The following is a 13,614-nucleotide window of genomic DNA, read 5'->3' as shown; positions in this document are numbered from 1 at the left end:
GTGAAACGATGCATCGCCGATGGTAGTGTGGGGTTTCCCCATGTGAGAGTAGGTCATCGTCAAGATTAAATTCCGAAACCCCTATCTGCGTATGCAGGTAGGGGTTTTGTTTTGTCCGCAGGAAAGTGGCGTGACGAAAAGGGACGGAGTCACGGTGCCCGGCGCACCATGAGCCGTATGAAGGCGAAGAGCATCTACACCGTCGAAGATCAGATTCGAGCCACCGCCCACGTCGAGTGCCGCAAGGACGCCGCGGTGATCGATGAAATCCCGATGGCCTACAAGGACATCGACAAAGTCATGCACGCCCAACGCGAACTAGTGGAAGTGCTGCACACCTTGCGTCAGGTGGTATGTGTAAAAGGATAGAGAAAATGTCCTGCACTGTCGGTACTTGATCACGATACCTTTAAGTTTTCGCCCCCCGATGGTTTCTACGTCGCGACTCCACACCCCGCCTCTGACATAAGCTCCCACCGCCTGGATATGGTCACAGACCACTACCACGGCATCGCCGCCGAGTTTAGCGGACTCTTCGCGCAGCTTTTCTTCTACTTGGGCGATAGGCGGGGCAGTCTCGACTCTGGCATCGATGAGCACTTCACCCAAGCGGATATGAGGGCGAAGGGGCTCGGTGCGCAGTACGACGACTTCACTGGCCAGCGTCGGCGCAGGATGCACGACGCCCACATAGGCGGTTGTCTGGGCATCAACGGTGGCACAACCACTGAGTGCGAGCAGGACGGCGGCAGCCCTCCAGTCAGCAGTGACCATTCGAAGCGGGTGGACCAAAGTACGTCATTGGCAGGCATAGCCGGTTTCCTCCGAACAGTCCGCTGCTATACGGGTAGCTTCTTGACGGTAGCAGACGGTCCCGGTGTTGCCAGAAAGCCCAACCTGTTCAGGTTGGGCTTTTTAATGCCCTGGAAAAGTGTGTCACTGATCCTTTTCGCAATTCACCATCCACGAGACACCAAACCGATCGACCAGCATCCCGAATCGCGCAGCCCAGAACGTTGCTTCCAGGGGCATTTGAACACTGCCATCTTCTGACAATGCGGCGAAGACCTGCTCAGCCTCGGCAATGCTGTCGACATTCAGCGAGACCGAACAACCGCTCATTTCATCGGTGGGGCGATCCGGCGTGGTGTCCGAGCCCATGATCGCCTGATCACCCACCGACAGGCGGGTGTGGATAATCAGGTTGTGAAAATCTGCCGGAAAATGCCCGCGCGCAGGGCTTTCACCGAATGTCATCATCATTTCGATCTGACCTTCCAGCGCTTGGGCATAGAAAGTGAAGGCAGCTTTGCAGTCGCCATTGAAGATGAGGTAGGGATTGATTTTCATGTTTCAGCTCCCGGTCATTGAGGGTACACATCGGTTGACGTCTGGTTCGCCAGTGAATTCCGATGCACGTTGACTCGGGTAGCAAAGCCCTAAAATGCGGCGGGCGGTTGGGTTTTTTTAGATGTTTTTTCTATGGGCGGGGCGAAGCTTATCGCCTCATGTGTGCGGCGCGGCGCCAACACACGCTCGATGGCCCCACTCACCAGACTCTCCAACAGTTCATCGCGTGTTTGTTCATCCAGCGAATGCTGCGCCAGCCAACCGGGCGCGCTGTTCAGCAAGTTGGCAATCGCATGTCCGGCGGCCAATCGGCCCTGCTCGCTGAACCGTGATCGGGCCCCGAGCATCACCAACAATTTTCGTTCGTATTGCTCGCGCAACTGTCGAACCCGCTGCTGTTGCTCTTGATTCAGACAGCCGCTGTCACGCTCCGCCAGACGAAAATGCCAGGGCATCTCCTGATGCAGAGTCAGATGGGCACGGATAAGGGTGTGCAGTCTGTCGCGTTTTGCCGGGGCCTTTTGTTCGATGCGCCCCAACGTCGCCAGCAGCTCTTCGTAGAACTCCTCGATCAGGTCGAGCAGCAAGTGCTGTTTGCTGGGGTAATGGTGATACAACGAGCCCGGGGCCAGCCCCAGGCACGTCGCGAGCTCACGCATGCCGACCTGCCCGAACCCTTTGCTGGCGAACAACTCCAGCACCTTGTCCCGGTACTCGGCGAAACGTGAGCAACGCTCAGGCATAGGCATGAAAGCCGCGCCCCGTTTTGCGTCCCAGGTAACCGGCGGCCACCATTTCCTTGAGCAGCGGGGCAGGGCGGTATTTGCTGTCGTTGAAGCCGTCGTAGAAGGCTTCGAGGATTGCCAGCACAGTGTCCAGGCCGATCAGGTCCGCCAGTGCCAACGGGCCGATCGGCTGGTTGCAGCCCAGGCGCATGCCGGCGTCGATGTCTTCGGCACTGGCCAGGCCTTCCTGAAACACCAGGATCGCTTCGTTGATCATCGGCACCAGAATCCGGTTGACCACGAACCCCGGGCGGTTGCCGGCGGTGATCGCGGTTTTGCCGAGGGTGGTCGCCATGTCCAGCGCCAGGGCGTGAGTGGTGTCGCTGGTTTGCAAGCCGCGAATCACTTCGATCAGGCCCATCACCGGCACGGGGTTGAAAAAGTGCAGGCCGATGAAGCGTTCAGGCTGGCTCACGCTCGCGGCGAGCTGGGTGATCGACAGTGACGAAGTGTTGGAGGCAATCACACATTCGGCGCTGACCTGCGCGGCGATCTGTTGCAGAACCCGCAGTTTCAGGTCGAGGTTTTCGGTGGCGGCTTCGATCACCAGTTGCACGTTTTGCAGACTGCTGTAATCGGTGCTGGTGCGGATCTTGTCGAGCGCGGCGAGCTTTTGCTCTGGCGTCAGCGTGTCCTTGGCGATCTGCCGATCGAGGTTTTTGCCGACGGTCGCGAGGGCTTTTTGCAGGGCGCTCTCGCTGATATCGAGCAAGGTCACGTTGAAGCCGGCCAGGGCACAGACTTGCGCGATGCCATTGCCCATGGTGCCGGCGCCGATCACGCCGATGTTTTGCAGATTCATGTTCGAAGCCCTTCTGATCAACCCCGTGCGAACAGCACGGCAATACCTTGGCCGCCGCAACGGCCGAAGGCGTACTATTGGCCGCGAGTCTAGAGCCGGCAGGGCGGTTGTCCTATGCCGAAACTGTTCAACGGCACTGGTGTTTTTTGCCATTTCAGGCGATGGGGAGAGAAGCGTTCACATGCGGGAAAAGGACTCAGTGGCCGCCTACTTCGTGCAGGCAATGATCCATAGGCTGGAGGGGGATCCGCAGCGTCTGAGGGCTGCGCTTGAGCAGGCAAGCATCGCCCCGGCATTAGTAGACCAACCCACCGCACGCGTGCCGGCAAGTGCGTTTGCCGCCCTGTGGCTGATTCAAATCCGCGAGCTGAACGACGAGTTCTTCGGGCTCGATTCCCATGGCATGCCGCCGGGAAGCTTCGCGCTGATCTGTCGGGCATTGATTCAGGAACCGGACTTGCACAAAGCCATGCGCCAGTGCCTGAGCAACTTCTCACTGTTTTTGCGCGATTATCGCGGCACGTTGACCGTACGCGGTAAACGGGCGGTCATCAGCCTGGACACCTGCACGCAGAACAGCGTCGTCAGTCGTTACGGCGAAGAGACGTTTCTGGTGTTGATGATCAGTCTGCTGTGCTGGCTCGGTGGGCGGCGCATACCCATCGATCGCGCGGATTTTCGTCATGAACGCATCTCCCTCAGCGATGATCGCTTACTCTGGGGGCCGAACCTGACCTTTGGCGCCGAGCGCACCGAAATCGAATTCGCCAGTCACTACCTGCGCCTTCCGGTGGTTCAGGACCTGGTATCGCTGAAAGTATTCTTGCGCACCGCGCCGCAATGGCTGGTGATCCGCTTCCGCAACCAGCACGGCCTGGCGTCGCAGGTCCATCAGCGCCTGCGCAACAGTCATTACAGTGAATGGCCGACCTTGCAGGCCTTCGCCCTGGAACAGCACCTGAGCCCCAGCACCTTTCGCCGAAAACTGGAGCGTGAAGGGTGTTCCTATCAGGAGATCAAGGACGAAGTGCGCCGCGGCGTCGCGTTTGAGCAGTTGCGTCAGAGTCGGGCGAGCATCGGCGATATTGCCGAACAGCTGGGTTTTCAAGAACCGAGCGCGTTCCATCGGGCGTTCAAGAAGTGGACGGGGGAGAGTCCGGGACGGTATCGGGCCAGGTATCAGGGGGAGCTCACGGAGTGAACCCTGTTCTTGATCGTTTCACTTCGTTGCTCGACCAGGCGAGACGTGCCCTGTTGCTGGTCTGGGGAACGTCCCGAGGATTGTTTCTGGGGTTAGTGCTGGCGACGCTGATCGCCGGGGTGCTTCCGGCGCTGGCGGCCTGGTTGGGGCAGCGAATCGTTGATGCGGTGGTGTTCGCCATGCAATTGCACGCGCAGCAAGGCAATGCGCCATTGTGGCCGGTTGTGCGTTATGTGCTGTTTGAAGCGGGCGTGCTCGCGTTGCTGTCCGGGACCCAGCGTGCGTTGTCGGTCCAGCAATCGCTGTTGCGGGTGCAGTTGGGGCAAAAGGTCAACACGATGATTCTGGAGAAGGCCCAGACGTTATCGCTGGTGCAGTTCGAGAATTCCGAGTTTTACGACAAGTTGGTTCGAGTGCGGCGCGAAGCCTCGACCCGACCGCTGGCGCTGGTGATGAAGTCGTTGGGGCTGATCCAGAACCTGATCGTGTTGATCAGCTTCGGCGTGTTACTGGTGCATTTTTCTCCCTGGGCGCTGGTGTTGCTGGTGGTCGGGGCGTTGCCGGTTTTTTTTGCCGAAGCGCATTTTTCCGGGGATGCCTTTCGACTCTTCACCCGCCGCGCACCGGAGAGCCGGCAGCAGAACTACATCGAGACGCTGCTCTCTCACGAGGGCTACATCAAAGAGGTGAAGCTGTTCGGCTTCGCGCCGCTGTTGTTGACGCGATATCGCGAGACATTCGCCCGTCTCTACGCCGAAGACCGACGCCTGACCTTGCGCCGTGATGGCTGGGGATTTGTTCTCGGTCTACTGGGCACCGGAGCGTTTTACCTGGCCTATGCCTGGGTTGTGGTCGATACCGTTCACGGCAACATCACCCTCGGTCAGATGACCATGTACCTGGTGCTGTTCAAGCAGGGCCAGACGGCGGTGAGCAGCAGCCTGAGCGCTATCAGCGGTCTGTACGAAGATGGCCTCTACCTGTCCAGCCTCTATGAATACCTGGCCGAACCTGTTGTCGCCGATAGCGGAAATCTGACCGTGGGCGCAACGCCGGGTGATGGCCTGCGTTTCGAAAACGTCGGCTTCACCTATCCGGGCGCGAGTCGGGCGGCGCTGGAGCAGATCGATCTGCACCTGGTGCCGGGGCACAGTGTGGCGTTGGTGGGGGAGAACGGTTCGGGCAAGACCACGCTGATCAAACTGCTGACCCGTTTGTACTGTCCGGATGAGGGCCGTATTCTGCTCGATGGCAGCGATTTGCAGGCGTGGGAAGAAGATGCGCTGCGTCGGCGTATCGGTGTGATTTTTCAGGACTACATTCGTTATCAGTTCTCTGTCGGCGAGAACATCGGTGTCGGTGACACCCTGGCGTTCAACGATGAACAGCGCTGGCAGCAAGCCGCTGCCGAAGGCATGGCCGCGCCTTTCATCGAACGTCTGGATCGAGGTTACGCCACGCAACTGGGGCGCTGGTTCGCCGGTGGCCAGGAGCTGTCCGGCGGGCAGTGGCAGAAGATCGCCTTGTCCCGCGCGTACATGCGCCGTAACGCCGATATCCTGATTCTCGATGAGCCGACTTCGGCATTGGACCCGGCAGCGGAAGCGGCGGTGTTCGAGCATTTCAGCGAGCACACCGAAGGCCGAATGACGTTGTTGATTTCTCATCGGTTTTCCAGCGTGCGCAATGCCGATCACATCATTGTGCTGGATCAGGGAGCGATCCTTGAGCGCGGCGATCACGACAGTCTGGTGGCTGCCGGCGGGCGTTATGCGCAGTTGTTCAACCTGCAAGCCCGCGGCTACCGCTAGGCCCGGCCACCTGCGGCAGTTTTGCCTTCATCAGGCTTTCGAGTGCCTGGCGATACTGGGGGCCTCCCAGGCTCATGCTGTTGTTGTGCGTACCGCCGGGCACCAATAACAGACGTTTGGGCTCGCTGGCGGCATTGAACAACTGTTGGCTGAACCGTGATGGCATGAACGGATCGGACAGGCCATGGACCACCAGCAACGGCATGTCGATGTCGACGATTTTGTCGATGGAATCGAATTTCTGCGATAGCAACCAGCGCACCGGCAACCATTTCACGGGCAAATTGCTGTCGGCCACTTGTGCCACGGCATCGCCCAGCGAGGTGAAGGTGGACTCGATCACCAGCCCGCGCGTCCGGTTGCATCTTGGTGAAGCGCTCCCAGGCCGCTCGGGCGTCTTCGTAAACACTGACCTCCGATGGCAAATCCCCCTTGCTCTGGCCAAACCCTCGGTAGTCGATAGCCAACACCGAGTAGCCCATGGCGCGTAATTGCTCGATGCGAAACGCCTGGCCTGCACCGGTTCCTGGCGCGGCTTTAGAACTTCGGGGCCGCCGGGTTCGGTGATTTCAATCAGGGTCATCGTTTGGGGCAGCGTCATGTTCGTTGCGCGCAGCAACCCTCACGACGGTTCGGCCAGCGCATGGCCTGTTCCAGCAACAAGGCAACCACAATGGCACTGGTCGCACGTCGAACAATAACGCTTGCGTCAGCAAAATCGGTGAAAGGTTCTACGCTGAATGTCTCCCCCGGTGCGGGCGTAGATCCTCGCCGGTTTTTGCTCCTGATGAGCGCAGCAAACCATCGAGAACCTGTTCATGAAAAAGCTCACCAATGCCACCGGAGCCCCGGTAGTCAATAACCTCAATATCCAGACCGCCGGCCCTCGTGGGCCGGCGCTTTTGCAAGATATCTGGCTGCTGGAAAAGCTCGCCCACTTTGACCGCGAACTGATCCCCGAGCGCCGCATGCACGCCAAGGGCGCGGGTGCCTATGGCACGTTCACCGTCACCCATGACATCAGCCGCTACACCAAGGCCAGTATTTTCAGCGCCGTGGGCAAGCAAACGCCCCTGTTCGTGCGCTTTTCCTCAGTGGCCGGCGAGCGCGGCGCGGCAGATGCCGAGCGTGATATCCGCGGCTTCGCGGTGAAGTTCTACACCGACGAAGGCAACTGGGACATTGTCGGTAATAACACGCCGGTGTTTTTCTTTCGCGACCCGTTGCGTTTCTCCGACCTCAACCATGTGGTCAAACGCGACCCACGCACCGGCCTGCGCAACGCCACCAGCAACTGGGATTTCTGGACGCTGCTGCCCGAGGCGCTGCATCAAGTGACCATCGTGATGAGCGATCGCGGGATTCCCACCAGTTTCCGCCACATGCACGGCTTCGGCAGCCACACCTTCAGCCTGATCGACCGCGACAATAAACGGGTGTGGGTGAAGTTTCATTTTGTCTGCCAGCAAGGCATCGAAAACCTCTCGGATGCCGAGGCCGCGGAAGTGGTCGGCAAGGACCGCGAAAGCAATCTGCGGGATCTGTACGAAGTCATCGAACAGGGCAATTTCCCGCGCTGGAAACTGTGCATCCAGGTCATGGAGGAAGAGCAGGCCAATACGTACCGGCATAACCCGTTCGACTTGACCAAGGTCTGGCCGCACGGCGATTTTCCGCTGATTGAAGTGGGCATCATGGAGCTCAACCGCAACGCCGAAAACCACTTCGCCGAAATCGAACAAGCGGCGTTTTCGCCGGCCAACGTGGTGCCGGGCGTCAGCTTCTCGCCGGACCGCATGCTTCAGGCGCGGTTGTTTTCCTACGGTGATGCCCAGCGCTATCGCCTCGGCGTGAACTTCAATCACATCCCGGTCAACGCACCGCGCTGCCCGGCTCACAGCTATCACCGCGACGGCGCCATGCGCACCGACGGCAACCTGGGTGGCACCGCCAGTTATTTCCCCAACAGCGTGGGCGAATGGCAGGATTCGCCTGAATTGGCCGATCCACCGCTGCCGCTGGAAGGCTTTGCCCAGCACTATGACCATCGGTTGGAAAATGATCATTACGAGCAGCCGGGGAATCTGTTCCGGTTGCTGGATCCGGTGCGCAAACAGTTGCTGTTCGACAACACGGCGCGGGCCATGAATGGTGTGCCGCAGGCGATTCGCCAGCGCCATATCGAGAACTGCACCAAGGCTGATCCGGCGTATGGGTTCGGAGTGGCGCAGGCGCTGGAGCGGTTGGTGCCGTTGGGTTAACGCAATCTTTAGCTGGCGTTCGGCTCTACGGAGCCGAACGCAGCCTCGCAGGCTCGACAGCCGCTACGGAGCGGCGTCGGGCACTTTCACTCGATAAGAAAAAATCGTAAATACCGACCACTCGTCCGTAACAGCCACTGACCTGTAAATTCTGACAGTAGCGGGTGTTCACGATCCGGTGTGTGATGCCACAAGGGATCAGATCAATCACGCACAGGGAACGAACGATGAATGGTCAGTCTGCTGAACTGGTCACCGAGGACCTGCCGCCTCCGTACATTCGGGAAAGCCCGGCTTCAGACCTCTTGAATCCAATGGCGGTCAGGTATAGCTGCAGGATCGTCATGGAATACCCGATTGAACCCACCGACAGGGTTAGCGTGACTTGGGCAGGCACCCCGGGGGCTGGTTCATATACCTCGGTTTTCTTCCCGGTCGGTGAGCTGCGCCCATTGGAGGTCGGGATAGGCGGCACGCCGCTGGTGATCTTTAATCAGGGAACAACGGTGACGCTGACCTACACCGTTATTCGAGGCACCTCGGCGCCTGTGACTTCGCAACCGCTGATTTTGTACGTGCTGCCTGTCACGCAGAGCGATCTGCCCAGACCGTTTATCACCCAGGCGCCCGACTTTGGTGAAGGTTTAGTCCTTGATGTCAATGCCCTGACTGAATTCACCCTGCGGACAAACGCATGGCCGCTGCTAACCCGGGGCCAGTACTTCTGGTTGCGGCTCAGAGGCATCAACGCCAACGATAGCGTTTTCAACGAGTCGTACTGGAGTGCGCCGAATAACGTTGTCGACGAGGAATTTAGCAAAGGCTTTTATGCGCGCAACTACTCCGCCGACCCGCTGAAGGGGCTCAAGGATCGCAGCACGCTGACCCTGGAGTTCATGGCGGGCCTGGAAGGGAGCCAGGATGAGGCCCTTGCCCAGAGGTTTGCGCATCGCAACTACCTTGTCAGAACAAACGGACCGATCACGCCGGTGAGACCGGTGATCCTGTCGGTGAAAGATCCACTTGGTCAGGACATTGCCGACGGGCGGGATACCGTGCACACCAGCGTGACGGTAGAAGGTAGCGCCATGGCGGGTAAAGACGTGGAAGTCTTTGATGGAGAAACCTCCAAAGGCACAGTCCCGGCAAGTTCCGGTCGTTGGGAATTGCCGTTGGAAGGACTGGTTGGCGGGACCCACGTGTTTACGGCCCAATCCTCGGATGGCAGTGGCGAGGTATCCAACACATGGACGATCAACGTTTTGTTGCACGATCTGCCCCTGTCTATCAAAGAAGCGCCCGATAACGGCAATCTGGATCCGCTTGCGGCCACGGGGAGCCTGACCGCCGTCGTGAATTACGACATGCAGCCGGAGGACATGATCAGTGTGAGCTGGATCGGCCCCGAAGGTACTCCGGCGGCTGGCTCGCATACAACCAATGCTGTCGTGGCCGGTACCACAAGACCCAGAGAAATACCGCTGCCCGTTTCGGTGGTAGCGGTCAACCTGGGTAAAACGGTGGCGGTCACCTTCACCTACAAACGCGGGTTATTGCCTCCGGTGACTTCACCACCGTTCCCTCTGAACGTGCGGACTATTCCAGCAGCCGAGTTTGTCGCCCCGGTGATCACCCAGGCGAACGGTACGACGGTGCTGGATCTTAAAACAGTGTTGGATGGCGGGACTTTGCGGTTTGGCGGCTGGCCGCATATTGCTGCGGGACAGCGCATATGGCTGGACCTGCAAGGCGCCAATGCAAAGGGTGACCCTCACAACCTTGCGATCTGGTCGGGAGTCCGCAACGCGGTGACTCGCCAGTGGGCCTCGACCGGCACCTTCAACCAAAATGTTCTTTTCAATTACCTGAAGGACCTCGGGGATGGCAGCACACTGTTCATCCACTTCAAGGTGAACCTGGATGGGGTGGCGAATCTGGAGACCGCGGTAGTCTTTGCGCCGCGTGAATATACGATCCTGGCGGGTTTCTGATTCTGGCGTAAAAGCGATCCGTATTTAACGATGTTTATCGTTACTTCATGAAAGCTACGTCGCCTTGCGCCGTTGCCTACAACTACGCCAGAATCCGCCGGCTTGTGCGCTTTGCCCCGGGCCTCTATCGTTTTCGCATCGCTGCCAAATCAGCGATCGGGTTTAGCGACTCGACTATGTAGGCGCACAAACGCTCCAGTCTGTATTGCATGCTTTTTATGTCTGCAATTTGCGTTATGGCGGCTGTGCGCGGGAGACCTTCGGGTCTGCCGGGTGCCTACAACCGGTTCGCTAACCTGCGTTCAGCCGCCACCCTTGCTTGTTTAGCGACAGGTCATGGTGGCTCCACTTTATGTAGGAGATTCACGATGTTCAAAGCCACACCCAATCCCCCGGAAACCGACAACGTTTCGCCCTACGATTCCCTCGATTCAAAAAAACTCCACGAAGCCGCCGAACGCGCCCTCGATTTCCACGTCAACACGGCCGCCGACATCAAAGCCACCCCACGTACACCCGGCACCCTGTTCATCGTCAACCCGCAGCTCGATACCGAAACCCTGCTGGCCCACGCGTGCGAGTCGCTGGCCTCGGCCAATGTCATGACCATGGATCTGGCGGATCGTATGGAGGGACCGAGCCGTAATTCGCTGTTGGGCATTGCGCAAATCATCATGCTGGGGGAGCTGGCGGTAAATCGGGCGCTGGATAATCTTGAACCGCAGGAAGTAGCGGTTTAACGGCTTCGTCAGAAAAAAACGGCCTCAACAGAGGCCTTTTTTATGCCAGGCAAAAATCTATGGTCAACGAAGATCAGTGTGGGAGCGGCGGTCCGACTTGCTCGCGAATGCGATGTGCCATTCAGCCTGTATGTTGGCTGACACGCCGCCATCGCGAGCAAGCTCGCTCCCACAGGGATCTGTGTTGTTTGGGCATCAGTGGTTGTCAGGTCCTTTTGTCATCACCGGGTTCGCCACCGACATGCACACCGCGGTCATCACCGACTTCACCGGAACGATGCACGCCGTGGTCATCGCCGACTTCGCCGGAGCGATGAACGCCATGATCGTCACCCGGTTCGGCGTGAGTGCCACTGCGCCCGGAGGAGGATGAGGCTGAGTTGCCGGAATGGCCCGAGCCATGGTCACTGCCACTGTGCCCGCTGCCGCTATTGCCGCTATTGCCGCCACTGCCGTTTCCGCTGTGACCACCGCCATTGCCACCGCTGCCACCGCTGCCGCCAGAGCCGCCACCACCATGACCGCCGCCGCCACCAGATCCGCCACCGCCATGACCACCGCCCCCACCGCCAGAACCGCCACCTCCGCCACTACCTCCATCCCTGGCCTGAGCGCTCGATATCCCGGACAGGCTGTCCGGAATCAATACGGTGGACGCTGACAGAACTGCGCCAATAGCCACCGCGAGCAAAAGCTTTTTCATGTGCATGTCGTTCTCCGTCTTCTTATTCAGATTGGAACGTTGATGAACAATGCAACGTGCTGCCTGATTCAGTGGGTAAACACCTCACCGTACGGATTTATTCGGTTGTACCGTCAATGAATATCGCGACGTACAGTTCGACCCTGTTCCACAGGGTCAGTGAATACTTGAAGCCAGCTCGAAAATCGGTATGTACATCAGGATCACGATCACCCCGATCAACAGGCCGATGAAGGTCATTAGCAAGGGTTCAAACAGCCGCACAAACCATTCGATCCAGCGGCTGATTTCTTCGTCGTAGAAGTCGGCGCTACGCTCCATCATTTGCCCCAGGTTGCCGGACTGCTCGCCGGCGCGCAGCAAGCGCAGGGACACCGGGGTGACCAGATGATTGAGTTCCAGCGCGGCGGACAACGATTGCCCCTCGCGCACCCGCTCGCAGGCCTGGTCCAGGCGCACGCGAGAGGCGACGGTGAGCAAGCCGCGAACCATGCCCATGGCGGTGACGAGGGGGATGCCGCCTTGCAGCAGAATCCCCAGCGAGCGGTAGAAGCGCGCCAGTTCGTACATGAAGATGCGTTGATGGACCGCCGGGAGTTTTTCAATCACCCGATCCACGCCTCGGCGAAAGGCTGGCTGGCGCTGCAGGAATCCGAGGGCGACGACGATCGCCGCCAATGCGCCGAAGAATTCGCCCTGGTGGGCGTGAAGGAACATCCCGCTGCTCATCAGGATCTGCGACAACCACGGCAAGTTATTCCCCAGGCCTTCGAACACCAGGCTGAAGCGGGGCACCACATAGCCCATCAAAAACAACACCACGCCACCGCCGACCACCAGCAACAGCATGGGGTAGATCGATGCGCTGACGATCTTCTGTCGAACCTCGTCCATGCGCTGGCGATAGCTGACATATCGGCCCAGGGCATCGCCCACGGCGCCGGTCTTCTCGCTGGACTGCACCAGCGCCACGTAGAGAGGCGGGAACACCGCCGACAACTGGCCCAATGCCTGGGAGAACGATTTGCCTTCATAGAGCAGGCGCACCAGTTCGCTCAAGGTCTTGCGGGCCTGTGGCGCGTTCTCCTTTTCCGCCAGGCTTTCCAGCGCATCGATCAACGGCAGGCCGGCATTGAGCAGGGTGGTCAGTTCCTGGCTGAACAGCACCAGGTTGAAGGTCTCTCGCTGCCTGAGGCGCAACGCGCGCCAGTGCCGCTCGACGTGCAAGCTGACCACCCGCAAGCCCTGGTCTTCGACGATGCGCCGGGCTTCGCTGTGGCCAGGGGCCTCGACGGTCATCGAGACCACGCCAGCCTTGCCCACTGCCTTGAGATGAAAGCGCATGGTCGTTACTCCCGTCATTGCCAGCTGGTGACTTCGGCGTTTTCGCCTTCGCCGCCGGGTTGACCGTCCTTGCCCATGGACAGCAAGTCGTATTCGCCGTTTTCGCCGGGGTAGCGGTAGGTGTAGTTACGGCCCCAAGGATCCTGCGGCAGCTTTTTCGCAAGGTAGGGCCCGGTCCAGCGGGTTTCATCGCTCGGCGCGGTGATCAGCGCCTGCAAACCCTGTTCGGACGACGGGTAATGGCCGACCTCCAGACGGTACAAATCCAGTGCCTTGCCCAGGCCTTCTATTTGCGCCTTGGCCACCTTCACTTCGGAGCGGCCCAATTGGGCGAAATACTTCGGCGCGACGATGCCGGCCAACAGCCCCAGCACCACCAACACCACCAACAGTTCGAGCAGGGTGAACCCGCTTTGAGTACGCGGGGCGGAACGCAAACGCTGATTCATGATGACCTCACACAATTGGCAGAAGGGGTCGCCATGAAGGCCTATGCAATTGCCATGCTCATGCCCGGACATCCTTCTGTACCCCCCGTATTACGGGCCTTTGCGTATCCGGCACAGTGCTTGCGTATGGCTTGTTTACTACCGGCCATTGGGGCATTAGCCCCATTTTTCGGGGCC

The 13,614-nt window shown here is 59.3% G+C and carries 11 protein-coding genes and 3 pseudogenes; 6 read left to right on the top strand and 8 right to left on the bottom strand.

The features are described 5' to 3' along the window. Window positions 1-147: 147 nt before the first annotated feature. Window positions 148-369, top strand: a pseudogene (locus tag FQ185_RS26730) (RtcB family protein); the annotation flags it as partial. Window positions 370-387: 18 nt separating this feature from the next. Here the strand turns inward: FQ185_RS26730 and FQ185_RS30765 are convergent. From FQ185_RS30765 to FQ185_RS26710, 4 genes and pseudogenes are all read right to left on the bottom strand, one after another. Continuing rightward, window positions 388-812, bottom strand: a pseudogene (locus FQ185_RS30765) (hypothetical protein); the annotation flags it as partial. Between the two features lie 124 nt (window positions 813-936). After that, complete coding sequence (locus FQ185_RS26720; RefSeq protein ID WP_149420078.1) at window positions 937-1,350, bottom strand: VOC family protein; 414 nt, start codon at window positions 1,348-1,350, stop codon at window positions 937-939. Window positions 1,351-1,439: 89 nt separating this feature from the next. Beyond that, complete coding sequence (locus tag FQ185_RS26715) at window positions 1,440-2,099, bottom strand: TetR/AcrR family transcriptional regulator (protein WP_149420077.1); 660 nt, start codon at window positions 2,097-2,099, stop codon at window positions 1,440-1,442. Beyond that, window positions 2,086-2,937, bottom strand: coding sequence for a 3-hydroxybutyryl-CoA dehydrogenase (locus FQ185_RS26710; protein ID WP_149420076.1), 852 nt, complete (start codon window positions 2,935-2,937; stop codon window positions 2,086-2,088). Before FQ185_RS26710 ends, FQ185_RS26715 begins: the two co-directional genes overlap by 14 nt. Window positions 2,938-3,118: 181 nt before the next feature. Between FQ185_RS26710 and FQ185_RS26705 the strand changes: the two genes are divergently transcribed. Both FQ185_RS26705 and FQ185_RS26700 read left to right on the top strand, forming a co-directional pair. Then, the gene (locus FQ185_RS26705; protein ID WP_149420075.1) at window positions 3,119-4,138 is read left to right on the top strand and encodes an AraC family transcriptional regulator; all 1,020 of its coding nucleotides are present in this window, start codon (window positions 3,119-3,121) and stop codon (window positions 4,136-4,138) included. After that, window positions 4,135-5,949, top strand: coding sequence for an ABC transporter ATP-binding protein (locus FQ185_RS26700; RefSeq protein ID WP_149420074.1), 1,815 nt, complete (start codon window positions 4,135-4,137; stop codon window positions 5,947-5,949). Before FQ185_RS26705 ends, FQ185_RS26700 begins: the two co-directional genes overlap by 4 nt. On the opposite strand, the pseudogene FQ185_RS26695 reads toward FQ185_RS26700, so the two are convergent. Beyond that, window positions 5,921-6,464 (bottom strand): annotated as a pseudogene (locus FQ185_RS26695) (alpha/beta hydrolase); the annotation flags it as partial. The gene FQ185_RS26700 and the pseudogene FQ185_RS26695 overlap by 29 nt on opposite strands. 303 nt (window positions 6,465-6,767) lie before the next feature. On the opposite strand from FQ185_RS26695, the gene FQ185_RS26690 reads away from it, so the two are divergent. The 3 genes from FQ185_RS26690 to FQ185_RS26680 all read left to right on the top strand — a co-directional run bounded on the left by FQ185_RS26690 (window position 6,768) and on the right by FQ185_RS26680 (window position 10,941). Next, window positions 6,768-8,210, top strand: a complete 1,443-nt coding sequence (locus tag FQ185_RS26690; RefSeq protein WP_149420073.1) for a catalase — start codon at window positions 6,768-6,770, stop codon at window positions 8,208-8,210. A 227-nt stretch (window positions 8,211-8,437) separates the two neighbouring features. After that, on the top strand, window positions 8,438-10,201 hold the full coding sequence (locus FQ185_RS26685) for a hypothetical protein (protein ID WP_149420072.1): 1,764 nt from the start codon (window positions 8,438-8,440) through the stop codon (window positions 10,199-10,201). A 368-nt stretch (window positions 10,202-10,569) separates the two neighbouring features. After that, complete coding sequence (locus tag FQ185_RS26680) at window positions 10,570-10,941, top strand: DUF6124 family protein (protein ID WP_149420071.1); 372 nt, start codon at window positions 10,570-10,572, stop codon at window positions 10,939-10,941. Window positions 10,942-11,146: 205 nt separating this feature from the next. Here FQ185_RS26680 and FQ185_RS26675 read toward each other — a convergent pair whose 3' ends face one another. The 3 genes from FQ185_RS26675 to gspG all read right to left on the bottom strand — a co-directional run bounded on the left by FQ185_RS26675 (window position 11,147) and on the right by gspG (window position 13,437). Beyond that, entirely contained in the window at window positions 11,147-11,650 is a 504-nt protein-coding gene (locus tag FQ185_RS26675) for a hypothetical protein (protein ID WP_149420070.1), read from the bottom strand. Window positions 11,651-11,800: 150 nt separating this feature from the next. After that, a complete protein-coding gene (locus FQ185_RS26670; protein WP_149420069.1) occupies window positions 11,801-12,988 on the bottom strand; it encodes a type II secretion system F family protein in 1,188 nt (395 codons plus the stop codon). Between the two features lie 14 nt (window positions 12,989-13,002). Then, the gene (gspG, locus tag FQ185_RS26665) at window positions 13,003-13,437 is read right to left on the bottom strand and encodes a type II secretion system major pseudopilin GspG (protein WP_149420068.1); all 435 of its coding nucleotides are present in this window, start codon (window positions 13,435-13,437) and stop codon (window positions 13,003-13,005) included. Window positions 13,438-13,614: the final 177 nt, after the last annotated feature.

This window comes from Pseudomonas sp. ANT_H12B (genome assembly GCF_008369325.1).
Lineage (GTDB): Bacteria > Pseudomonadota > Gammaproteobacteria > Pseudomonadales > Pseudomonadaceae > Aquipseudomonas.
The sequence above is the reverse complement of the archived record's forward strand: the minus strand, read 5'-3'. Positions and strand labels throughout refer to the sequence as shown.

What these genes read in the sequence shown, in the direction of transcription:
- FQ185_RS26720 (WP_149420078.1), bottom strand. Translation starts at nt 1,350, where the DNA reads ATGAAAATCAATCCCTACCTCATCTTCAATGGCGACTGCAAAGCTGCC.
- FQ185_RS26710 (WP_149420076.1), bottom strand. Translation starts at nt 2,937, where the DNA reads ATGAATCTGCAAAACATCGGCGTGATCGGCGCCGGCACCATGGGCAAT.
- FQ185_RS26675 (WP_149420070.1), bottom strand. Translation starts at nt 11,650, where the DNA reads ATGCACATGAAAAAGCTTTTGCTCGCGGTGGCTATTGGCGCAGTTCTG.
- FQ185_RS26705 (WP_149420075.1), top strand. Translation starts at nt 3,119, where the DNA reads ATGCGGGAAAAGGACTCAGTGGCCGCCTACTTCGTGCAGGCAATGATC.
- FQ185_RS26685 (WP_149420072.1), top strand. Translation starts at nt 8,438, where the DNA reads ATGAATGGTCAGTCTGCTGAACTGGTCACCGAGGACCTGCCGCCTCCG.
- FQ185_RS26690 (WP_149420073.1), top strand. Translation starts at nt 6,768, where the DNA reads ATGAAAAAGCTCACCAATGCCACCGGAGCCCCGGTAGTCAATAACCTC.
- FQ185_RS26670 (WP_149420069.1), bottom strand. Translation starts at nt 12,988, where the DNA reads ATGCGCTTTCATCTCAAGGCAGTGGGCAAGGCTGGCGTGGTCTCGATG.
- gspG (WP_149420068.1), bottom strand. Translation starts at nt 13,437, where the DNA reads ATGAATCAGCGTTTGCGTTCCGCCCCGCGTACTCAAAGCGGGTTCACC.
- FQ185_RS26680 (WP_149420071.1), top strand. Translation starts at nt 10,570, where the DNA reads ATGTTCAAAGCCACACCCAATCCCCCGGAAACCGACAACGTTTCGCCC.
- FQ185_RS26715 (WP_149420077.1), bottom strand. Translation starts at nt 2,099, where the DNA reads ATGCCTATGCCTGAGCGTTGCTCACGTTTCGCCGAGTACCGGGACAAG.